Origin of the sequence: Peteryoungia rhizophila, from assembly GCF_004912145.1 — a bacterium.
Lineage (GTDB): Bacteria > Pseudomonadota > Alphaproteobacteria > Rhizobiales > Rhizobiaceae > Allorhizobium > Allorhizobium rhizophilum.
Map to the genome: position 1 here is coordinate 99,036 of NZ_STGT01000005.1, position 21,690 is coordinate 120,725.

Annotated in this window: 15 protein-coding genes; 7 read left to right on the plus strand and 8 right to left on the minus strand. The window is 62.2% G+C overall.

Going from position 1 to position 21,690, the window contains the following annotated elements; genetic code table 11:
* Window positions 1–195: 195 nt before the first annotated feature.
* From E9677_RS19535 to E9677_RS19545, 3 genes are all read right to left on the minus strand, one after another.
* Window positions 196–996, minus strand: a complete 801-nt coding sequence (locus tag E9677_RS19535; protein WP_136559740.1) for an FAD binding domain-containing protein — start codon at window positions 994–996, stop codon at window positions 196–198.
* Between the two features lie 14 nt (window positions 997–1,010).
* Entirely contained in the window at window positions 1,011–3,377 is a 2,367-nt protein-coding gene (locus E9677_RS19540) for a xanthine dehydrogenase family protein molybdopterin-binding subunit (RefSeq protein WP_136559741.1), read from the minus strand.
* A 114-nt stretch (window positions 3,378–3,491) separates the two neighbouring features.
* Window positions 3,492–3,980, minus strand: a complete 489-nt coding sequence (locus tag E9677_RS19545) for a (2Fe-2S)-binding protein (RefSeq protein WP_136559742.1) — start codon at window positions 3,978–3,980, stop codon at window positions 3,492–3,494.
* Window positions 3,981–4,300: 320 nt separating this feature from the next.
* Here E9677_RS19545 and E9677_RS19550 point away from each other — a divergent pair, with 320 nt between their 5' ends.
* The 3 genes from E9677_RS19550 to E9677_RS19560 all read left to right on the plus strand — a co-directional run bounded on the left by E9677_RS19550 (window position 4,301) and on the right by E9677_RS19560 (window position 10,842).
* Window positions 4,301–4,564 carry a glycine zipper domain-containing protein gene (locus E9677_RS19550; RefSeq protein WP_102021253.1) on the plus strand — a complete coding sequence of 88 codons (264 nt, stop codon included), beginning with the start codon at window positions 4,301–4,303 and terminating at the stop codon, window positions 4,562–4,564.
* Between the two features lie 153 nt (window positions 4,565–4,717).
* On the plus strand, window positions 4,718–6,652 hold the full coding sequence (locus tag E9677_RS19555) for an autotransporter assembly complex protein TamA (protein WP_136559743.1): 1,935 nt from the start codon (window positions 4,718–4,720) through the stop codon (window positions 6,650–6,652).
* Window positions 6,653–6,678: 26 nt separating this feature from the next.
* Window positions 6,679–10,842, plus strand: a complete 4,164-nt coding sequence (locus E9677_RS19560; RefSeq protein WP_136559744.1) for a translocation/assembly module TamB domain-containing protein — start codon at window positions 6,679–6,681, stop codon at window positions 10,840–10,842.
* Between the two features lie 30 nt (window positions 10,843–10,872).
* Here the strand turns inward: E9677_RS19560 and E9677_RS19565 are convergent, their stop codons facing one another.
* A complete protein-coding gene (locus E9677_RS19565) occupies window positions 10,873–11,298 on the minus strand; it encodes an Lrp/AsnC family transcriptional regulator (protein WP_136559745.1) in 426 nt (141 codons plus the stop codon).
* A gap of 124 nt (window positions 11,299–11,422) precedes the next feature.
* On the opposite strand from E9677_RS19565, the gene rocF reads away from it, so the two are divergent.
* The 4 genes from rocF (at window position 11,423) to E9677_RS19585 (ending at window position 15,816) form a co-directional block, all read left to right on the plus strand.
* Complete coding sequence (rocF, locus tag E9677_RS19570; protein ID WP_136559746.1) at window positions 11,423–12,358, plus strand: arginase; 936 nt, start codon at window positions 11,423–11,425, stop codon at window positions 12,356–12,358.
* Window positions 12,359–12,581: 223 nt separating this feature from the next.
* Entirely contained in the window at window positions 12,582–14,366 is a 1,785-nt protein-coding gene (locus E9677_RS19575; protein WP_136559747.1) for a methyl-accepting chemotaxis protein, read from the plus strand.
* Window positions 14,366–14,842, plus strand: a complete 477-nt coding sequence (locus E9677_RS19580; RefSeq protein WP_006724495.1) for a chemotaxis protein CheW — start codon at window positions 14,366–14,368, stop codon at window positions 14,840–14,842. Before E9677_RS19575 ends, E9677_RS19580 begins: the two co-directional genes overlap by 1 nt.
* Window positions 14,843–14,970: 128 nt before the next feature.
* Complete coding sequence (locus E9677_RS19585; RefSeq protein ID WP_136559748.1) at window positions 14,971–15,816, plus strand: asparaginase domain-containing protein; 846 nt, start codon at window positions 14,971–14,973, stop codon at window positions 15,814–15,816.
* A 75-nt stretch (window positions 15,817–15,891) separates the two neighbouring features.
* Here E9677_RS19585 and E9677_RS19590 read toward each other — a convergent pair whose 3' ends face one another.
* The 4 genes from E9677_RS19590 to fdhF form a co-directional block, all read right to left on the minus strand.
* On the minus strand, window positions 15,892–17,544 hold the full coding sequence (locus E9677_RS19590) for an OFA family MFS transporter (protein ID WP_136559749.1): 1,653 nt from the start codon (window positions 17,542–17,544) through the stop codon (window positions 15,892–15,894).
* A gap of 63 nt (window positions 17,545–17,607) precedes the next feature.
* Window positions 17,608–17,952, minus strand: coding sequence for a formate dehydrogenase subunit delta (locus E9677_RS19595; protein ID WP_136559750.1), 345 nt, complete (start codon window positions 17,950–17,952; stop codon window positions 17,608–17,610).
* Window positions 17,945–18,745, minus strand: coding sequence for a formate dehydrogenase accessory sulfurtransferase FdhD (gene fdhD, locus E9677_RS19600; protein WP_408014758.1), 801 nt, complete (start codon window positions 18,743–18,745; stop codon window positions 17,945–17,947). The genes E9677_RS19595 and fdhD overlap by 8 nt, the downstream gene beginning before the upstream one ends.
* 26 nt (window positions 18,746–18,771) lie before the next feature.
* Window positions 18,772–21,654 carry a formate dehydrogenase subunit alpha gene (fdhF, locus tag E9677_RS19605; RefSeq protein ID WP_136559752.1) on the minus strand — a complete coding sequence of 961 codons (2,883 nt, stop codon included), beginning with the start codon at window positions 21,652–21,654 and terminating at the stop codon, window positions 18,772–18,774.
* Window positions 21,655–21,690 lie beyond the last annotated feature (36 nt).

A 21,690-nucleotide genomic window follows, 5' to 3' on the forward strand; every position in this document is an offset into this window, starting at 1 on the left:
TTTTGAGTATCTCGGGCAGCGCGGTCAACCCCGCCATTGTACATTCATTCTAAACTGCGACAAATGGCGCGAACATTAGAATTATCACATAGAGATACTAACGGATTGTGCCAAGGCGAAATTGATCTGCGTCAATCTTGGAGAAAAAGGACGGCCGAAGCCGCCCTTGTCCGCAGTCTTGGAAGGTCCAGGACCTCAGGCCGCCTGGACCGCCCGTTTCGCCATGACCCGGATCAGGTTTGCCCGGTATTCGGCCGTGCAATGCATGTCCGACATCAGATCCGACGGATCGATCTCGACACCCGCGACAGCCTCCGGTGACCAGTTGGCCGAGAGCGCGGCCTCCAGTCCGGCATGGCGGAAGACGCCTGACGATCCGGCACCGGTCACGGCGACACGAACGCCACCGGCGCCCTTCGAGACGAAGACCCCGGTCATGGCATAGCGGGAAGCCGGATTGGCGAACTTGGCGTAACCTGCCTTTTCCGGAGCGTCAAAGCGGATCGCCGTGATGATCTCGTCATCGGCGAGTGCCGTCTCGAACAGGCTGACAAAGAAGTCGTCAGCAACGATCTCCCGGGTATTGGTGACGACAGTCGCCCCGAGCGCCAACACGGCAGATGGGTAATCGGCGGCCGGATCGTCATTGGCGACGGAGCCGCCGATCGTGCCCATGTGGCGGACATGCGGGTCACCGATCATCGAGGCCAGATGACAGAGTGCCGGACAGACCGCGCGGATGGCCGCTGAGGTGGCGACCTCAGCATGAGTGACGCCAGCTCCGATCGTAACTCGCCGCCCCTCGACCTTGAGGCCCTTGAGGGTCTCGATGTGCCGGAGATCGATCAGATCCGAAGGCTGGGCCAGACGCTGCTTGAGCGCCGCAATCAGCGTCTGGCCGCCGGCGATGAACTTGCCGTCCTCGGCACCGGAGAGAAGCTTGCCGGCATCCTCGATCGACGAGGCGCGGTGATAGCTGGTGGAATAGAGCTGCATGATCCTCTCCTCCCTTATTCGGCGGCCTGGCGGGTCGCATTGGCCTGGAGCGCGCTCCAGACAGCAAGCGGCGTCGCCGGCATGTTGAGGTTGTTGTTGCTGATCGCGTCCGTGATCGCGTTGATCAGCGCCGGCGGCGAACCGATGGCACCGGCCTCGCCACAGCCCTTGATGCCGAGCGGATTCCCCGGGCACGGCGTGTTCTGGTGCGAGACGTTGAAGGACGGCAGATCGTCGGCACGCGGCATGGCATAGTCCATGTAGCTTGCCGTCAGCAACTGACCGGTCTGCGGATCATAATGCACGGCCTCCAGCAATGCCTGGCCGATGCCTTGCGCGATACCGCCATGCACCTGGCCCTCGACGATCATCGGGTTGATGATGTTGCCGAAGTCGTCCGCCGCAACGAACTGCACGATCTCGGTCTTGCCGGTTTCCGGATCGACCTCGACCTCTGCGATGTAGCAACCGGCCGGGAAGGTGAAGTTTGAGGGATCGTAGAAGGCACCCTCCTTCAAGCCCGGCTCCATGCCGGACGGCAGGTTGTGCGCGGTATAGGCGGCAAGCGCCACTTGGAACCAGGGCAGCGTCTTGTCGGTCCCGGCGACCTTGAGCTCGCCGTTCTCGATGACGATGTCGCTCTCGTCGGCTTCCATCAGATGGGCCGCGATCTTCTTCGCCTTGGCTTCGACCTTGTCGAGCGCCTTGACGATGGCCGACATGCCAACGGCACCGGAGCGTGAGCCATAAGTGCCCATGCCCATCTGCACCTTGTCGGTGTCGCCATGCACGATGGAGACATTGTCGATTGGCAGGCCGAAGCGTTCGGAGACGAGCTGGGCGAAGGTGGTCTCGTGACCCTGGCCATGGCTGTGCGAGCCAGTGAGCACTTCGACCGTACCGACTGCGTTGACGCGGACCTCAGCCGATTCCCACAAGCCGACGCCCGCCCCGAGCGAACCGACCGCTGCCGACGGCGCGATACCGCAGGCCTCGATATAGCAGCTCATGCCGATACCGCGCAGCTTGCCGCGGCGGGCAGCCTCGGCCTTGCGGGCGGGGAAGCCGTTCCAATCGACAGCACTCATGGCTGCATCCAGCGAGGCGTCGTAATCACCAGCGTCGTAACACATGATCACAGGCGTCTGGTACGGGAAGGTGCGGACGAAATTCTGCCGGCGCAGGTCTGCCGGAGAGACGCCCAGTTCACGCGCGGCCGTCTCGACGGTACGTTCCAGGAGATAGGTCGCTTCGGGTCGCCCGGCGCCGCGATAGGCGTCGACTGGCACCGTGTTGGTGTAGACGGTACGGACATTGGCGTGGATCGCCGGGATCGCATACTGGCCAGACAGCAGCGTGGCATAGAGATAGGTCGGCACGGACGACGAGAAAAGCGACATGTAAGCGCCGAGATTGGCGATCGTATCGACCTTCAGCCCGATGATGTTGTTGTCCTTGTCGAAGGCCATCTTGACCTTGGAGACATGGTCGCGACCATGGGCATCGGTGAGGAAGGCCTCCGTCCGGTCCGATGTCCACTTGACCGGCACGCCGGTTTTCTTCGAGGCCCAGAGACAGACGATCTCTTCGGGATAGATGTAGATCTTCGAGCCGAAGCCACCGCCGACATCGGGTGCGATCACGCGCAGCTTGTGTTCGGGCGCGACATTGTAGAAGGCGCTCATCACCAAGCGTGCGACATGCGGGTTCTGCGAGGTGGTGTAGCAGGTGTAGTGGTCTTCCGCCCCGTCATAGATGCCGAGCGTCGCGCGCGGCTCCATCGGGTTCGGCGAGAGGCGGTTGTTGAAGATTTCGATCTCGGTGACATGGGCCGCCCGTGCGATCGCCGCGTCCGCCAAGGCACTGTCGCCGATCTCCCAGTCGAAGATCAGGTTGCCGGGGGCTTCCGGATGGATCTGTGGCGCGCCTGATTTCAGCGCATCGACAGCACCGGTGACGACAGGCAATTCCTCGTATTCGACGACGACGGCTTCGGAGGCATCGCGGGCCTCGCCCATGCTGTCAGCCACGACGATGGCGACGGCATCGCCGACATAGCGCACGGTTTCATGGGCCAGCGGCCGCCAGGCGCCCATTTTCATCGGCGTGCCATCCTTGGAATGCACCATCCAGCCGCAGATCAGATTGCCGATACCGTCGGCCAGCAGCTGCTTGCCATCCAGAACATCAATGACACCAGGCATGGCCTTGGCAGCAGACACGTCGATCGACGTGATCTTGGCATGGGCATAGGGCGAACGGACGAAATAGGCATATTTCATGCCGGGGACGACCATGTCGTCCGTATACCGGCCCTTGCCGGTCAGAAAACGCTTGTCTTCCTTGCGCGCAACCCGTGCGCCGATTCCTTCAACACCCATTGTCTTCTCCTCCAGAGAAACAGGACTTCAGGCAGACGGACAGAGGCAGTGCAGTCGGCATCAGAGAGGCCTTGGTCAGGCTCTCGGTCGCGGCGACCCGAACTGCCGAAGTCCTTATTCGGCGGCCTGGCGGCCAGCGGTCATCGCTTCATTGGCCGACAGCACGGCCTTGACGATGTTGTGGTAGCCTGTGCAGCGACAGATATTGCCTTCGAGTTCGTGGCGGACGGTGGCCTCATCAAGCGCACCGTTGTGACGACAGATCATGTCGAGCGCCGTCATCACCATGCCCGGCGTGCAGAAGCCGCATTGCAGGCCGTGATGCTCCTTGAACGCCGCCTGAACCGGATGCAGCTCGCCGCCGGAAGAGATACCCTCGATCGTCGTGATCGAGGATCCCGACGCCTGGACGGCCAGGATCGAACAGCTCTTGATCGACTTGCCGTCCATGTGAACGACGCAGGTTCCGCATTGCGTGGTATCGCAACCCACATGCGTTCCCGTCAGACCAAGCTTCTCGCGAATGAAATGCACGAGCAGGGTGCGATCCTCGCACTCTCCGCTCACTGTCCGGCCATTCACCGTCAGTGTCACTTTAGCCATGTTGTTCCTCCTCGTGTCTCTCCCGGACACGGAGGGCATGGTGTGAGTTTTGTGTGACATGTGCAACCGTCCAAAGGGTCGCAATTGAAAATTTTATGTGCCGCATTGCAGCATCAAACCGCCTGTAAATCCTGGGTTCATCTTCGATGCCGCATGCAAATGGAACACCTGTCAGGGTGTGAGCCGCGACCATGGACTTTCCCTTGGTCAAGGCTATGCTCATGCAAGCCGACGACCGCCCGGGGAGACACTGAGCGGCGTGGCATGCTGTCAAAAACAAGACCGGCTCGACCGGGCGCGTGGAACTTGGAGAGATGAAGATGAAGAAAGCTCTTGTGCTGATGCTGGTCGGCCTTACGGTCGCAGGCTGCACCCAGACGGAACGCGGCGCGGGTATCGGCGCCGCCTCCGGCGCGATCATCGGTGGCATTGCCACAGGCAATGTCCGGGGCGCTGCAGTCGGCGCAGCAATCGGTGGCGTTGCCGGCGCAGTCATCGGCAATGTTTCGGAGCAGCCCGGACAGTGCTACTACCGCGACCGCTACGGCAACCGTTACATCGACGCCTGCCCGCGCGGCTACTGATACGCGCGGCGAAAGCAGTTACGAAAAAGGCGGGGAGGCAACACTCCCCGCCTTTTTCCATAAATGAGCAAAAAAGGGTATGCGTCTTTGCGCAATTACGCCTAAGTTGTCCGCCAGGCGGGGAAGTGCCTGACAGATCGCGATGAAAGCGAAATGCCAAGACCGAGTGGATGGATATTGCCGAAGTTTAGTCATGCGTTCCGGCTCGGACTTGCTCTGACCGTTGTGAGCCCGTTATCCGTCGGGATCGCATCGCAGGCTCATGCCTTCGAGATCTTCGGCATTCGCCTGTTCGGCGGCGACGAGGTCGACCGCGACATCATCGATCCCGTCGACTATGCCATCACGCTGGACACTGGTGATGCTGATCGCGCGCTGAGCAAATCACTCGAGCGCACGTCGCTGCTGGTGGCCGACGAGGAACAGCCTGTGTCCGGCGATCTCGGCCTTGTCATCAAGGCGCGCGACGACCGCGACAGGCTGATTGCCACCCTCTACGAAAACGCTCTCTATGGCGGCATCGTCACCGTCACCATCGACGGCCAGGACCTCGACAGCCTGCCACCCAATCCGACCTTCGACCGTTCGCGCCCGGTGCCCGTCTCTATCACCGTCCAGCCGGGACCGACATTCACACTGGGCGATGTGCGCCTGGAGGGTGATGCCGCGCGGCTCGATCCCGCCGAGTTCGATCTCGTGCGCGGGGACAAGGCAGGATCGCTGACGATTTTGAAGGCAGCCGAGGCAATAGCCCTGCAACTCAAGGAAGAAGGGCGGCCACTGACTGCCGTGACGCGGCGCGACGTCGTCGCCGACCACGAGACACAGACGGTTGATCTGACGATTGCAGTCGAAGCAGGCCCCGTGGCACCTCTCGGTGCAGTGACGGTGAAGGGCGCACGGTCGGTAGACTCCGAATTCATCGCCTATTACTCCCGCCTCAGGCCCGGTCAGACCTATTCGCCCGAGCAGCTACGCAAGGCCGGTGAACGCCTGCGGACGCTCGGTGTCTTCTCGTCGGTCACGGTCAATGAGACAGAGAGCCTCGAAGCGGACGGATCACTCCCTGTGGGTATCGTCGTCTCCGAAGGAAAACACCGCTATTTCGGCATCGGCGCAAGTTACTCGTCCGTCGACGGCGGCGGCATCGAAGGCTATTGGGGCCATCGCAATCTCTTCGGCGAGGCGGAATCACTCCGGATCGAAGGTGCGGTGCGTGGCCTCGGCGAACTCGAGAATGTCAGCGACGTCTCCTCGCTCGACTACACGGCCGGGATAACCTTCATCAAGCCCGGTGCCTTCGTTCCTTCCGGAACGCTGGAAGCGAGCATCAAGGGCAGCACGCTCGAAACCGATTTTTACGACGCAGCCACTTTTACAGGTAAGGTGTCCTACGCCTATGAACTGAGCGATTTCGATACCGTCAGCGCCGGCGTTTCGCTGGCCTATGACAGCATCGACGACGCCTTCGGCGATGACAACGAATACCTGACCTTCGGCGTGCCGATCGGCTACATCAGAGACACCCGTGACAACCGGCTGAATGCGACCGAGGGCCATTACGGCACGGTGACGCTGACCCCGAGCTACGACTTCTTTGGTCAGACCTTCTTCACCTCGCTAGAAGGCTCGATCTCGGCCTATTTCGGCTTCGGCGAGGAGGATCGTTTCGTGCTCGCCGGTCGCCTGAGCGCTGGCTCCCTGATCGGCGGCGGAGATCTCTCCGCCATCCCGGCGACACGGCGCTTCTTCTCCGGCGGCGGCGGCTCGGTACGCGGCTACGCCTTCCAGGAGATCACGCCCTACAGCGCCGCAGACGAAGGCACCGGCGGCCGCTCCTATGTAACGGCCAATCTGGAAGCCCGCATCAATGTGACGGATACGATCGGCATCGTGCCATTTCTCGATATCGGCACCGTCACGGACAACACCGTGCCCGATTTCAATGACATCAAGATGGGTGCAGGCGTCGGGCTGCGCTATATGACACCCTTCGGTCCCTTGCGACTGGATGTGGCAGTGCCGCTGGATCCTTATGATGGCGGCAGCCGTTATGCCATTTATGCCGGCATCGGCCAGAGCTTCTGACGGCGCAAGACAGGACGATTGAAAGCATGATCTGGTTGAAGCGCATCCTGACCTGGACGCTCCGTCTCTTGGGCGGCCTCGTGGCGGTGCTCATTGCGCTCTTCGTCGTGGTAATCCTGGTGGGCGGCTTTTCGCGCACCGGCAGCCAGTTCATGGCAGACCGCATCGCCGCAGTGGTCTCCACGGACAATCGCCAGATCACCTTGAGCGGAACCGGCCCCCTGCTCAGCAGCGAATTCTCCGTGGAACGCATCACGGTCTCCGACAGCCAGGGCGTCTATGCCTCGATCGAGGATCTCGCACTCGACTGGACACCTCGGGACCTGATCCGCAAGCGGTTCACGGCAGACCGCATTTCTGCTCGGCGGGTGACAGTCAGCCGTCCACCTCTGCCGTCTGCGGAACAGGAGCCGGAAACGGACGAACCTTTCTCGCTCCCGGTCGAAATCGACATTGCCACCATCGACCTACCCTCGATCGAAATCGGCGCAGCACTCGCCGAACGCGACTTCGCGCTCTCAGCGCAGGGTTCGCTGCAGATCGTCGGCGACACGATCGGCAGCCGGTTGACTGCGACCCGGCTGGATGAGCCCGGCAACAATGCCGTAGTCGATCTGCTCTACGCGCCGAACGACAACCAGCTGCGCATCAATCTCGACTACCAGGAACCGGCCGCCGGCCTGCTCGGCCAACAGCTGCAATTGCCCGGCCAGCCGGCGCTGGCGATCGAAATCGACGGTGACGGTCCGCTCGACAACTGGGCCGGCGAAATCATCGCTTCGCTCGACGGTGAACGAACGATCACGGTCGACGCGACCCACCGTCTCGAGGCGGAGGGGACCCGGACAGTGACAGCTGCAGGTGGAGGCCAGTTTTCTGGCCTGATGCCACCGGAGCTACGGGACATCTTTGCCGGCGAAACCACCATCGACGTGGCGGCGACACTCGGCACGGACGGATCGATCGCGATCGAGAGAGGCCGGTTCGAAACAGCCTCCGCCGAGGTGACGGCTGCCGGGCGCTACGATCCGAATGGTGAAAACGACATTCGCCTGGCGGCCCGGGCGACCGGCGAACCAGTCGGCATCACCACTCGATCGGGAGACTTCACCGGAGGTCTGAAGCTGAGAAACCTGGACCTCACCCTCAACGGACAGGCCGCAGCCGCAGCCCTGTCGCTGAGCGCCGATCTGGCGGAACTCACCGTTCCGCAGGGCACGTTGTCGGACGTCAAGTTGACCGCCGAGAGTGACAGCTTCGACCTTTCCAACCGTCAGGGCCCTGTGAACCTCGGCGTTTCTGTGCAGGGCACCGACATCACCGACGCCGCCATCCGGCCTTATGTTCGCGGTCCCCTTACCCTGATAGCACCGCTCACCATCTCCAGCGAAGCCATCGCCTTCGAGCAACTGGTCTTCGACAGCAATGGCCTCGATCTGCAGGGCTCCGGCCAATACGCCCTCGATACCAACGGCTTCTCCGGCCGTCTCGCGGTACAGGCCGCACCTGATCTGTTGCCAGCCGCACTGGCAAGCCGTTTGCAGGGACCAGTCGATCTCTCGGCCCGCGTCGATTTCGTCGCACCGCGCGCGATTGCCCTCCGAGAGATCGTTCTGTCCACCGACATCGCCCAGGCGGAAGGCTCGCTGAGCCTCGACCAGGAAGGCGTTGTTGCGGCCGATCTCACAGGGCAGCTTCGCGACCTCGGCCTCTTCGTCGAGCGCATCCGGGCACCCGCCTCCTTCAACCTCTCCGCCTCGGGACCCATGGACTCGATGGATGCGACGATCAATCTGGCCATCGAGCAAGGCGAAGCAGCCGGCTACCGGATCGAGGATGTCGCGCTACAGATCGATGGCGTGGTCAATCGGGATGCACCCAGCGGCAACCTGACCGTCAGCGGCCAGATCGATGGAAAGCCGCTCGACGCCAAGGCACAAGTTGTAAGCGCGGACGGCAGGACACGGGTCGATGCTCTCGATGTCGCCATCGGCCCGAACCGCCTGACCGGGGCACTCGATCTCGGACAGGACCTTCTGCCGACCGGCGATGTGTCCTTCGACTTCCCCGATATCAGCCTGCTCGCCGCACTCGCCGGCCAGACGGTGGGTGGCGATCTCAAGGGCGAGGTCGCCATTCGATCCCAGCAGGGACGAATTGCAGCCGATGTCGAAGCCTCCGGCACGGCGATCAGTCAGGGCAATGTCACGGTCAGCGAGCCGCACATCGACCTGACCGTGTCCGACGTCGCAGCACTGGCGGCAGAAGGCAGTGTCACGGCATCCGAAATTGCGTCCGGCGCAAATCGGCTGGAAACGGTCGCGCTCGATTTTACTCGATCCGGCACCGACACCGACTTCAACCTCGCCGGACGCTACGACAACGCCCCAGTGGTCGTGCGGGGTGCATTGACCCAGGGCAACGAGGACCTCTCGGTCGCCGTCGAGGAACTGCGCGCCACGCCACGCGGCATCGCGCTCGCCCTCACCGCGCCAACCTCGATACGCCTGGCAGATGGCACTGTCTCGATCGCTGAGACAGTAATTTCCGCTGGCTCAGGCCGAGTCGCCCTTTCTGGAACGGTCGGCGACCGGCTCGACCTTGCCGTCGATCTCCGAGCCCTGCCTGCCTCTCTCGCGGCACCCTTTGCGCCCACCATTGCTCCCGAAGGAACCATTTCTGGTACTGTCCGCGTCGGCGGCACGACGGCGGCACCAACCGCGGACTATGATCTCGACTGGCAGGGCGCAGCCATCGCCCAGACCCGCGGCGCGGGGCTCGCACCCTTCGGCATTACGGCAAGCGGACGTTTCGAAAACCAGAACGTCACTCTCGACAGCCAGATCAACGGCGGCGGGATCGGCCTCACCGCAGGCGGCAATCTATCCCTGCAGAACGGCCCGGGGCTCGACATCCGAATCCAGGGCGACGTTCCCTTGTCTGCGGCCAATGGCCAGCTCGGAGCCCAGGGCTTCGTCGCCGAAGGCAATGCCACTGTGAACCTGACGATCGGCGGCTCCGGCTCTGCCCCGAGCATCACCGGCACGGTATCGACCAGCGGCGCGCGCGTCATCGACGTGCGGCGCAATCTTGCGATCGAACAGATCGCGACGACGGTGAACCTGACAGGCACCCGCGCCGAGATAGGCAGCCTGACCGGCAATCTCGCATCGGGCGGCAGGGTGTCTGCCCGTGGCTTTATCGACATCACGGCGCCCGGCCTTCCCGCAGATCTGACAATCGACCTCGACCAGGCGGTCTATGTCGACGGCGACACCGTTACCAGCACGGCGGACGGTCAACTCACCCTGACCGGGCCGCTGCTGAACGGCCCGAGGCTCGCGGGGAGTATCAATCTGTCACGCACCTCGATCACTCTTTCGGAAAGCAAGCCCGCAAGTTTGCGGGAGCTCGATATCGTGCACCTTAACGCGCCCCCGGCGATCCTTCGCCAGCAGAGGGACCAGAAGCCATCGGAAGGCCGCTCCTCGAGTGCGCCGATTGCGCTGGATCTGACGATTTCTTCGCCGACGCAGACATTCGTGCGCGGACGTGGCATCGACGCAGAGCTGGGCGGGACGATCGCTCTGACTGGTACGGCTGCAGCCCCCGTGGTTTCCGGTGCCTTCGATCTTAGGCGCGGCCGAATGCAGATCCTGACGAAGCGCCTCGACATCACACGGGCCACCATCACCTTCGGGGGCGACCTCGTGCCGTTGCTCGATCTCGAAGCGACGACAACCTCTGGCAATGCCACCATCGTCATTCTGCTGACGGGGCTCGCGAGCAATCCGCAGGTGAGCTTCAGCTCGACCCCCTCCCTGCCCCAGGACGAAATCCTGGCGCAGCTCATCTTCGGCCAGTCTCTCTCGCGGCTCTCGCCCCTGCAGATCGCGCAGCTTGCCGATGCGGCCGCTCAGCTCGCCGGCGGTCGCGGCACCTCGCTGTTCCAGTCGCTGCGCAACACGCTCGGTATCGACGATCTCGACATCTCCACGGACGAAACCGGCGGCACCAGCATCAGCGCCGGAAAATATCTCAACGACCGCACCTATATCGAGCTGCAGCAGAGCGGCGCCGGCGGTGCCAAGGCCGTCATCAACCTCGACATCGGCCGCGGCGTGAAGTTGAAGGGGGAGGCCGGTGGCGAAGGAGCCGGTGGCGGCATCTTCTACGAGAAGGAATACTGACGGGAGATTGGGGCGGACTAAGCGGCAATCTCAGCCGATCTTGCTCGTCTTCAGCAGAATGCTCGATTCCGTTAGATTGATCCCCTCGACCAAGCGGATGCGCCGCAAGGCCTCGTCGAAACCCGCGAGGTCGCGCGCTTCGAGTTCGGCGATGAAATCCCATCGGCCGTTGGTGCTGTGAAGCGACTTGACCTGCGGCATGCCGCGCAGCTGATGTGCCACTCGGTCCGCGAACTTGCCCACGACCTCGATCATGACGATCGCGCGAACGCCGCTCGACTGGATTTCACTGCCGGTCAGAATGGTAAAGGCGGCGATCGTACCATTGGCGACCAGCCTCTCGATCCGCGCTGAAATCGTCGCGCGGGAGGCACCCGTCATCGCCGCAAGAGACGCGACGGGCAGTCGGGCATTCTGGCGCAGGGCGGCGAGAATTTCACGGTCGAGGTCATCCATGTGTCAAAACGTCATACTGTGGTTGCGATTTGCATAAACTATCGCGCTTTATGGCGAAGTTCCATCTTTTTGCCAACGAGCCAATCGCCGATGATGCGCCAGGACATTCAGGAAAGGGTATCCCATGCAGGCCGAGACCAAAACCGTGACGCTCATCGGAATTCCGCTGGAGGAAGGCTCCGGACGGGGTGGGTGTGCCATGGGTCCCGCCGCCTACAGGATCGCCGGCATCGCCTCAGCTTTGCACGAACTCGGCTATGCCGTCGATGACCGCGGCGACCTGCGCCCTGCCCCGGCCTCGGACCTTCCGGAGATGGCAGAGGCCAAGCACTTGCCGATCGTCGGCGCCTTCACCCGCGCAATCGAGGCCGAAACCTATGCGGCGGCACGCAACGGCACGGTTCCGATCCTGCTCGGCGGCGATCACAGCCTGTCCATGGGCAGCGTGTCCGGCATGGCCCGTCATGCAGCGGAGATCGACCGGCCGCTTTATGTCCTTTGGCTGGACGCCCATTCGGATTTCAACGCACCGGAAACCTCTCCCTCAGGCAACATCCACGGCATGCCGGTCGCCTTCTTCTGCGGCAAGGCGGAATTCGTTCCGATCCTGCCGGCCGATCGACCTTTCGTCGATCCAAAACACGTCTACCAGATCGGCATTCGCTCGGTCGACGAAGAAGAGCGCCGCATGATCCGGGAGAACGCGGTGAACGTCTTCGATATGCGGGCGGTGGACGAAGAAGGTATGGGCAGCATCGTCAAGCGTATCCTGGGCGACGTCCGAGAAGCGGGCGCGCTGCTGCATGTCAGCCTCGATGTCGACTTCCTCGATCCCGACGTGGCGCCGGGCGTGGGCACGACCGTGCCGGGTGGAGCGACCTTCCGCGAGGCGCATCTCATCATGGAGCTGCTGCATGACAGCGGCCTCGTTTCCTCCCTCGACCTCGTCGAGCTCAACCCATTCCTCGACGATCGCGGGCGGAGCGCTCGTGTTATGGTCGAACTGGCCGCAAGTCTCTTCGGCCGACGCATTCTGGATCGACCGACGCGCGGCGGATGAAGCAATATATCGTTTTATATTTTAATTCTTATGTGATCTCTTTTAATCCCGGCAATTGCGTTTCGTCAGGTAAACGTGCCGAGACTGGAGGATCGCTGAACGTTTGGCGCCCAACCAGTTGCCCATGTATTGCTCGACATTGACGATCGCTTAAGCCGAGGCGGCTAATATTCGCCCAGGATTGCGCTGATCTTCGGTGCATGGATTCACTATGGGGAATTTCATGGGTCTTGTTACATTTCCGGGGCTCGGATCCAAGTCCGTCCTTGATGCTTTGAGCCGATCGCAGGCAGTGATCGAGTTCAAGCCTGATGGCACCATTATCACGGCGAACGAGAATTTCTGTCGTGCGCTCGGTTATGGCCTCGAAGAAATCAAAGGAAAACACCATAGGATCTTCTGCGATCCGGCCTACACCGCGACGGCCGACTATCGCGAATTCTGGAATATGCTGAACAAGGGCCAGTTCGAGAGCCGGGAATATCAGCGGGTCCGAAAAGACGGTGGCGAAGTCTGGATCCAGGCGTCCTACAATCCTGTCTTCAGGAACGGCAAGCTCTGGAAGATTGTCAAGTTTGCCACCGACATTACGGCAGCAAAGTTGAAGTCTGCTGAGGACGCAGGAAAGCTGGAAGCGATCTGCCGCGTCCAGGCGACGATCGAATTCACCACCACGGGCGAGATCCTCACGGCCAACAAGAATTTCCTTTCCACCCTTGGTTACACGCTCGGCGAGATCACCGGAAAACACCATTCGATGTTTTGCGAACCCGACTATGCGCGATCCGAAGCCTATCGCGATTTCTGGAAGACCCTGGCCGCCGGTCAGTTCGTCGCCCAGGAGTTCAAGCGCATCGGCAAGGGCGGCAAGGTGGTGTGGATCCAGGCCTCATACAATCCAATCTTTGATGCCAGCGGCCGTGTCTTCAAGGTCGTGAAGTATGCGACCGACATCACCGGTCGCGTGAATGCCGTAGACGAGATCGCAAGAGGGCTCACGGCGCTCGCCGACGGTGATCTGACGGCGACGATCGACAAGCCGTTCATCCCTTCGCTGGAAAAGATACGCGTAGACTTCAACGCGGCCATGGCACGCGTCGCAGCCGCCATGCAGAATGTCAGTTGCAACACGGATGCCATAGCATCCGGCTCGTCGCAGATCCGCGAAGCCTCCGACAGCCTCGCCAAGCGCACCGAGCAGCAGGCAGCAGCCGTCGAGGAAACGGCAGCGGCACTCGAGCAGATTACCCAGACCGTCGCCGACAGCTCGAAGCGGGCAAACGAGGCCGGACAGATGGTGGCGCGGACCAAGGAAGGCGCCGAAAGATCGGGCAGGGTCGTGAAGAACGCGATCGAAGCAATGGACCAGATCGAAAACTCCTCGAAGGAAATCTCCAATATCATCGGCGTCATCGACGACATTGCCTTCCAGACCAACCTGCTCGCCCTGAATGCCGGCGTCGAGGCCGCCCGTGCGGGCGAGGCTGGCAAGGGCTTTGCTGTCGTGGCACAAGAGGTGCGCGAACTGGCCCAACGCTCCGCCAAGGCGGCAAAGGAAATCAAGGCCCTGATCAACACCTCGTCGAATCAGGTCAAGACCGGCGTGCAGCTCGTCGGCGAGACCGGCACGGCGCTTGAGCAGATCGTCACGGAAGTCCAGGACATAAACCGTAACGTCGTGGCGATCGTCGAAGCCTCCCGCGAACAGGCCACGGGGCTGATCGAGATCAACAAGGCCGTCAACGCCATGGACCAGAACACGCAGCAGAACGCCGCAATGGTCGAGGAATCCACCGCTGCCAGCCACAGGCTGGCAAAACAGGCCGCATCCCTGCGTGAACTCGTGGCGCAGTTTAGAATTGGGCAACACTCTTCACATAAAGTGATCACAGCGCGACCCGATGCTTCACCCGTTGCATCGCCCGCACGCAAGCTCATGGCGAGCGTCGCTCGCGCCGCAGGTGGCGCAGCTGCCGCTAAGGTTCAAGAAGGTTGGGAAGATTTCTAATGGCAACTATCAGCTCCACCAGCTTCGGCAGTGAGACCCTCGAGATCATCGCCTTCCGGCTTCATGATCAGGAATTCTGCGTGAAGACGACGACCATCCGCGAAATCCGCGGCTGGGCACCGTCCACGCCGATCCCGCATGCACCGGCAGACGTCATCGGTGTCATGAACTTGCGCGGCTCGGTCATCCCGATCATTGACCTCGCTTACAAGCTCGGCATGAAGAGCACGGTTGCCAACGAGCGTTCGGCCATCGTCGTCGCCGAAGTCCACAACATGGTCATCGGCATGCTGGTCGACCGCGTCTCGGACATCCTGACGATCCCGTCGAGCCAGGTTCAGCCGGTTCCGGAAGTCTCGGCCTCCTTCGACAAGACCTTCTCGGAAGGCATCATCGCCAACGAGAACGGCATGATTTGCTTCCTGAACCTCGCCAAGATGTTCAAGGGCAGCGATCTGGAAGATCTGGCCGCCTGATCACGCAACGGCCACTCAATTCTTGAAGGGCAGCGCTTCAAGGCGCTGCCTTTTCGCGTTGAAGGACCCGGTTGATCTCCGCTGCGCCCTGGCCTACCAGACCGCAGGGCATCTGGGAGGTCGAGACGATGAAACTGCTTTTGATCCACACTGGCGGCACGATCGGAATGGTCGAGACGCCCGAGGGACTGGCGCCGCGGAAAGGGCTCGTCGAGGACGCGATCGCCGCAAGGCTGCCGACGGGCACGGATCTCAGGGCAGAGGTCTTCGATCCATTGCTCGACAGCGCCGATGTCGGCCCCATCCACTGGAACAGGATGCTGGACACGATCCGAAGCCATCCGGACGCCGCCGTCATCATCACCCATGGCACGGATACCATGGCCTTTTCCGGCGCTGCATTGAGCCAGGCACTGGCCGGCGAGAACCGCCGCGTGATCCTCTGCGGCTCGATGCTGCCGCTGGGTCACGGGGGCGATGCCGAAACCAATCTCGACCTTGCGATCTCGGCCATAGCAAGCCAAGAGCCCGGTGTCTTCCTCGCCTTCGCCGGCAAGCTTCTGGCCGCAGATGGCCTCGTCAAGCATCACAGCCACGATGCCGATGCCTTCCGGTCCCAGCCGCAGGCCACGCCCGGCGCACCGAAACGGCGGATGTTCGAGGAACGGAAGCTTGCCATTCTCACGCTGTCTCCAGGCATTCCCGCCGAGGCATTGAGGGCGATGCTCGACACCCTCGATGGTGCCGTGTTGCGCATCTTCGGCGCCGGAACCGCGATGAACGATGCGGAAATCCTCCAGGTCCTTTCGGATGCGGTGAAATCAGGCAAGGCCCTGCGTGCCGTCAGCCAATGCGAAGCGGGTGGTCTGTCACCCGGTGCCTATGCGGCCGGTGCCGGTTTCTGGGGCACGGGCGTCGAAAACGGCGGGACGCAAACGCCGGAAGCCGCCCTCATTCATCTCTGGCTCAACTGAGGAGCAGATCCTCCTACGCAGAGAGGCGACCCGAAAGCCGCCTCTCGCTCAATTCGATTGCTTGGCAGTTCCGGCTCAGCCAAAGATCGCGAGGCTGTTGCGCAGCGTGATCCAGACGCCCCAAAGAAGCGGAAGACCGACCACGGCCCAGGCCAATGCTGCCTTGGTATCGAGGCCACCCTTGCCGATGCCGAAGGAGCCCGACGGTCCTGCAGCGGCTGCCGCTGTCTTTGCCTGGAGCGCTGCCACTTCCTCATCAGACATGAACCACTTGTCCGCCAGGGGTTTCACGAAGGCATTGGCAACAAGACCGATCGCCAGCATGCCGGCCAGGATATACATGGTGCCGGTGTAGAGTTCCGGTCCCGGTGCCACGCCCGCCGTGATCTGCGCTTCGCGGATATAGTTGACCACAACAGGACCGACGATGCCGGCTGTCGCCCAGGCCGTCAGCAACCGCCCATGAATGGCGCCGACGAACTGCGTTCCGAATATATCGGCGAGATAGGCCGGGATCGTCGCGAAGCCCCCGCCATACATCGACAGGATGATGCCGAAGGCGAGCACGAACATCGCCTTCGAGCCGAGGCCTGCAAGCGTGGGTGCCGCGGCATAGAGAATGATGCCGAGGATGAAGAAGCAAAAGTAAGTGTTCTTGCGCCCGATCTTGTCGGACATCGAGGCCCAGAAGAAGCGCCCGCCGATGTTGAACAGCGACAGTAGGCCGGTGAAGCCCGCAGCAATGGCTGCGATCTGGGCTTTCTGGGCAGTATCGAGCTGCGAGAAGGTCAGATCCGGCAGGCCGATCAGCGACCCGGCGAAGATTTCCTGCAGCATGGGCGAAGCGACGCCGATGACCCCGATACCGGCCGAAACGTTGAGGCAGAGGACCGCCCAGATCAGCCAGAATTGCGGCGTCTTGTGCGCGTCCCGCAGATGCACGTGACGCGTGGTGATCATCGTGCTCTTGGAGGCAGGCGCCGTCCAGCCTTCCGGGCGCCAGCCGGCCGGCGGAATGCGATAGCCGAAGGCGCCCCCCATCATGAAGACGAAGTAGCCGAGCGCCATGACGACGAAGGTCTGCCAGACGCCGACAGTCACATCCGTCTTGAACACATTCATCAGCAGATTGGCCAGCGGCGCACCGATCATTGCACCTCCACCGAAGCCCATGATCGCCATGCCGGTCGCCATGCCACGACGATCAGGGAACCACTTGATAAGCGTCGAGACTGGCGAGATATAACCGAGACCGAGACCAATGCCGCCGATGACGCCGGCACCGAGCCACATCAGCCAGAGTTGATGGGTCATCACGCCGACCGCTGCGAGGAGAATGCCGCCACACCAGCAGCAGGCCGAAACAAAGGCCGCCTTGCGCGGACCGACCCGTTCCAGCCAACCGCCCCAGATGGCGGCGGAGCAACCGAGAAAGACGAAGAAGAGCGTATAGATCCAGCCCAGATCCGCCACGCGCCAGTTACAGGCCGTGGTGAAAAGCGCGCCGATCAGCGTGAGCTCCGAGCAGCTCGGATCCGGATTGGCGATCGCCCGGCTGAGCGGAAGCCAGAACACGCTGAAACCATAGGCCATGCCGATACACAGGTGGATGGCAAGCGCTGCCGGGGGAACCAGCCAGCGATTGAACCCCGGTTTAGCGATAATTCTTTCCTTGTCGAGAATGCCGACGTCGCCCGGCATGTCAGCGCTAACATCTGAAGTAGTCATTTAAGTACGTCCTCCTCCTGAAAACCAACGGGACCGGGGGTCTGCCCCTCGAAGAAATGAAATTTAGGCAGTCGCCTCAGGGATGCTGGGCTCGGACAGGGATTCGCCGGCAGCCACGCCTTTACCGCCTGGGGCACCATCGGCGGTCTCTTGGCCGACGCCCACAGCTGCGGAATCCGGCTCTCCAGGACGCTTGATCCGGGCCGAAGCCTCGACGACCAGCGGCAGGAATCCGGCATCCGGCTCATCGATCATATCGAAGAAGCGACGGCGCATTCGGGTTTCCCAGAACTTGTTGATATGCGTGGCAACGCCGTCCACCCGGACAGCCTCCGGCTGCGACAGGAAAAACGTGGCGATCTGGTTGGCCATTCGGACGAGCTTTGCGTCGGTGCTGGTCTCAGACATGCATCGGTACTCCTTCAGCCACCCGATCCGGCCGGGTAAAGATCTCGAAATCTTCGTCGCGGGCAATCCCGATCAGAGTGATGCCTGCTGCTGTCGCGGTGCGAATGGCGAGCGCCGTCGGTGCGGAGATCGCAATCAAGATCGGGACCCCGAGAGCCGCCGTCTTTTGCACCATCTCGACGGAGAGCCGGCTGGTGACGACAACCGCGCCGAGGCTGGCAGTCCAGCCACCGAGCAGAACCGCGCCGGCGAGCTTGTCGAGCGCGTTGTGACGCCCGACGTCTTCTCGGATGGCAACCAGTCCCTCATGGGGGCAGTAGAAGCCGGCGGCATGAACGGCGCGGGTCTGGCGATTGAGATCCTGGGCAGCCGCCAGCATCGACGTGGCATCGGCGATCTCGCGTGCGGTTAGGCGGACATGGTCTGATCCCACCGAACGCACCGCACGAGTGGCCTGCTCGATCGACTCGATGCCGCAAAGACCGCAACCGACAGGCCCTGCCATGCGTCGGCGTCGAGCGATCAGCGCTTCCGCCGTCATGTCTTTCAGCGTCACCTGTACGTCGATCCCCTCGCCGGCCTCTATGGCCTCGATCGCGACGACCTCGTCGGCACGCTCGATGATGCCCTCGGCGAGCGAGAAGCCAACGGCGAAATCCTCGAGATCGGCAGGCGTCGCCATCATCACGGCATGGGTGGAGCCGGCATAGGAGAAGGCGATCGGCACCTCTTCGGGCACGAGCCGGCTGCTGCTCGAAACGAGCCCCCGGCTCGCCTTGAGCCCGCCGACCATGCGTGCCGTGGAGCCGATCAGATCGCTCATTCCGCCGCTTCCAGCTTGCCGGTGATCCGCCGCGAACGGCGGCTCAGTTCCTCATACTCCTCCTGCCATTCGGTCGGACCGTTCGACGGCGAGACCTGCACGGCAGTAACCTTGTACTCCGGGCAATTGGTCGCCCAGTCGGAGAAGTCGGTGGTGATGACGTTGGCCTGCGTGTTCGGATGATGGAAGGTCGTGTAGACGACACCCGGCGCCACACGATCCGTGATCAACGCCCTGAGCGTCGTGTCGCCCGCGCGGCTGGCGAGCTTGATCCAGTCCCCGTCCTTGACGCCACGCTGTTCGGCATCGTGCGGATGGATTTCAAGAAGATCCTCCTGGTGCCAGACGACATTCTCGGTACGCCGAGTCTGCGCTCCGACATTGTACTGGGAAAGGATACGGCCGGTCGTCAGCAGCAGTGGGAAGCGCGGGCCGGTGCGTTCGTCGGTCGCGACATACTCCGTGCGGATGAACTTACCCTTGCCACGCACGAAGCCGTCGACATGCATGATCGGCGATCCCACAGGGAACGACTCGTTGCAAGGCCACTGCACAGAGCCCATCTTCTCGAGGTAGTCGTAGGAGACACCGGCAAAGCTTGGCGTGGTCGCGGCGATCTCGTCCATGATCTGCGACGGATGGGTGTAACTCCAGGAAAGCCCCATGGCCTGGGCGAGGTTCTGCGTGACTTCCCAGTCGGCATAGCCGTTTTTCGGGCTCATCACCTTGCGCACGCGGTTGATGCGGCGCTCGGCATTGGTGAAGGTGCCGTCCTTTTCCAGGAAGGTCGAGCCCGGCAGGAAGACATGGGCATAGTTCGCCGTCTCGTTGAGAAAGAGATCGTGCACGACCACGCATTCCATGGCAGCAAGGCCCGCCGAGACATGTTTGGTATCCGGGTCAGACTGCAGGATGTCCTCGCCCTGGATGTAGATGCCCTTGAAGGAGCCATCGACGGCCGCGTCCAGCATGTTAGGGATGCGCAGGCCCGGCTCGTTGCTGAGTTCGACACCCCAGAGCTTTTCGAAAGTCTCGCGCGTCGCATCGTCGGAGACGTGACGATAGCCCGGCAGCTCATGCGGGAAGGAGCCCATGTCGCAGGAGCCCTGGACATTGTTCTGCCCGCGCAGCGGGTTCACGCCGACGCCGGGCCTGCCGATATTGCCGGTGACCATAGCGAGGTTCGCGATCGCCATGACGGTGGTCGAGCCCTGGCTGTGTTCGGTGACACCGAGGCCATAATAGATGGCGCCATTGCCACCGGTGGCGAACAGGCGGGCGGCACCGCGCAGTTCGGCTGCTGGCACACCGGTGAACTTTTGCGTCTCTTCCGGAGAGTGCTCCGATTCCGAGACGAAGGCTGCCCAATCCTCGAATTCGGACCAGTCGCAGCGTTCGCGGATGAAGCGTTCGTCGAACAGGCCTTCTGTGACGATGACATGGGCAAGGGCCGTCATGACAGCGACATTGGTGCCGGGCTTCAGCGGCAGATGGAAGGCGGCTTCAACATGCGGCGTGCGTACCAAGTCGATGCGACGCGGATCAATCACGATCAGCTTGGCGCCCTCGCGAAGGCGCTTTTTCAGGCGAGAGCCGAAGACCGGGTGGCCGTCGGTCGGGTTGGCGCCGATGACAACGACGACGTCGGAGTGCTCGACGCTGTCGAAATTCTGCGTGCCGGCTGACGTGCCGAATGCCTGGCCGAGGCCGTAGCCGGTCGGCGAATGGCAGACACGGGCACAGGTGTCGACATTGTTGTTACCGAAGCCGGCGCGGATCAGCTTCTGGACGAGATAGGTCTCTTCATTCGTGCAGCGCGACGAGGTGATGCCGCCGATGGCTTCCCGGCCATACTGGTACTGGATTCGGCGGAATTCGGAAGCGACGTAGGCATAGGCCTCTTCCCAGGTCACTTCGCGCCAGGGATCGGAGATCTTCTCGCGGATCATCGGGTTTAGGATGCGGTCCTTGTGGCTTGCGTAACCATAGGCGAACCGACCCTTGACACAGGAATGGCCGCGATTGGCCTGCCCGTCCTTCCACGGCACCATGCGCACCAGCTCTTCGCCGCGCATCTCGGCCTTGAACGAACAGCCGACGCCGCAATAGGCGCAGGTGGTGACGGCCGAATGTTCCGGCTGGCCGATGGCGATGACAGACTTCTCCGTGAGCGTGGCGGTCGGACAGGCCTGGACGCAGGCGCCGCAGGAGACGCATTCCGAGGACAGAAAGGCTTCATGCGCACCGGGCGACACGCGGCTGTCGAAGCCGCGACCCTCGATGGTCAGTGCAAACGTACCCTGCACCTCTTCGCAGGCGCGCACGCAGCGCGAGCAGACGATGCATTTCGACGGATCATAGGTGAAGTAGGGATTGCTCTCGTCCTTCGGCATCCACTGCGCATTCATTCCGCCTTCAGTGGAACGCGCCTTCACATGGTTCTCGCCTTCATAACCGTAACGCACATCGCGCAGCCCGACGGCACCGGCCATGTCCTGGAGTTCGCAGTCGCCATTGGCGGCACAGGTGAGACAGTCGAGCGGATGGTCGGAGATGTAGAGCTCCATCACGCCCTTGCGGATGGCCTTCAGACGTTCCGTCTGCGTATGCACGACGAGGCCCGGCGCGACCGGCGTCGTGCAGGAGGCCGGAGTGCCGTTGCGGCCCTCGACCTCAATCAGACAGAGACGGCAGGAGCCGAAGGCATCGACCATGTCGGTGGCGCAGAGTTTCGGCACCTGGATGCCGGCCTCCATCGAGGCGCGCATGATCGAGGTTCCCTCGGGCACCGTAATCGCGCGCCCGTCGATGGTGAGTGTCACCATGTTTTCGGAGCGGGAGGCGGGCGTACCGTAGTCGACTTCTGGAACGAGGGGCATGAAACCTCCGGATCATTCTGTCCGCTGCGATACGTG

Coding starts and splice junctions, on each gene's coding strand:
- E9677_RS19535 (WP_136559740.1), bottom strand. CDS start 996: ATGCAGCTCTATTCCACCAGCTATCACCGCGCCTCGTCGATCGAGGAT.
- E9677_RS19540 (WP_136559741.1), bottom strand. CDS start 3,377: ATGGGTGTTGAAGGAATCGGCGCACGGGTTGCGCGCAAGGAAGACAAG.
- E9677_RS19545 (WP_136559742.1), bottom strand. CDS start 3,980: ATGGCTAAAGTGACACTGACGGTGAATGGCCGGACAGTGAGCGGAGAG.
- E9677_RS19550 (WP_102021253.1), top strand. CDS start 4,301: ATGAAGAAAGCTCTTGTGCTGATGCTGGTCGGCCTTACGGTCGCAGGC.
- E9677_RS19555 (WP_136559743.1), top strand. CDS start 4,718: ATGCCAAGACCGAGTGGATGGATATTGCCGAAGTTTAGTCATGCGTTC.
- E9677_RS19560 (WP_136559744.1), top strand. CDS start 6,679: ATGATCTGGTTGAAGCGCATCCTGACCTGGACGCTCCGTCTCTTGGGC.
- E9677_RS19565 (WP_136559745.1), bottom strand. CDS start 11,298: ATGGATGACCTCGACCGTGAAATTCTCGCCGCCCTGCGCCAGAATGCC.
- rocF (WP_136559746.1), top strand. CDS start 11,423: ATGCAGGCCGAGACCAAAACCGTGACGCTCATCGGAATTCCGCTGGAG.
- E9677_RS19575 (WP_136559747.1), top strand. CDS start 12,582: ATGGGTCTTGTTACATTTCCGGGGCTCGGATCCAAGTCCGTCCTTGAT.
- E9677_RS19580 (WP_006724495.1), top strand. CDS start 14,366: ATGGCAACTATCAGCTCCACCAGCTTCGGCAGTGAGACCCTCGAGATC.
- E9677_RS19585 (WP_136559748.1), top strand. CDS start 14,971: ATGAAACTGCTTTTGATCCACACTGGCGGCACGATCGGAATGGTCGAG.
- E9677_RS19590 (WP_136559749.1), bottom strand. CDS start 17,544: ATGACTACTTCAGATGTTAGCGCTGACATGCCGGGCGACGTCGGCATT.
- E9677_RS19595 (WP_136559750.1), bottom strand. CDS start 17,952: ATGTCTGAGACCAGCACCGACGCAAAGCTCGTCCGAATGGCCAACCAG.
- fdhD (WP_408014758.1), bottom strand. CDS start 18,745: ATGGTCGGCGGGCTCAAGGCGAGCCGGGGGCTCGTTTCGAGCAGCAGC.
- fdhF (WP_136559752.1), bottom strand. CDS start 21,654: ATGCCCCTCGTTCCAGAAGTCGACTACGGTACGCCCGCCTCCCGCTCC.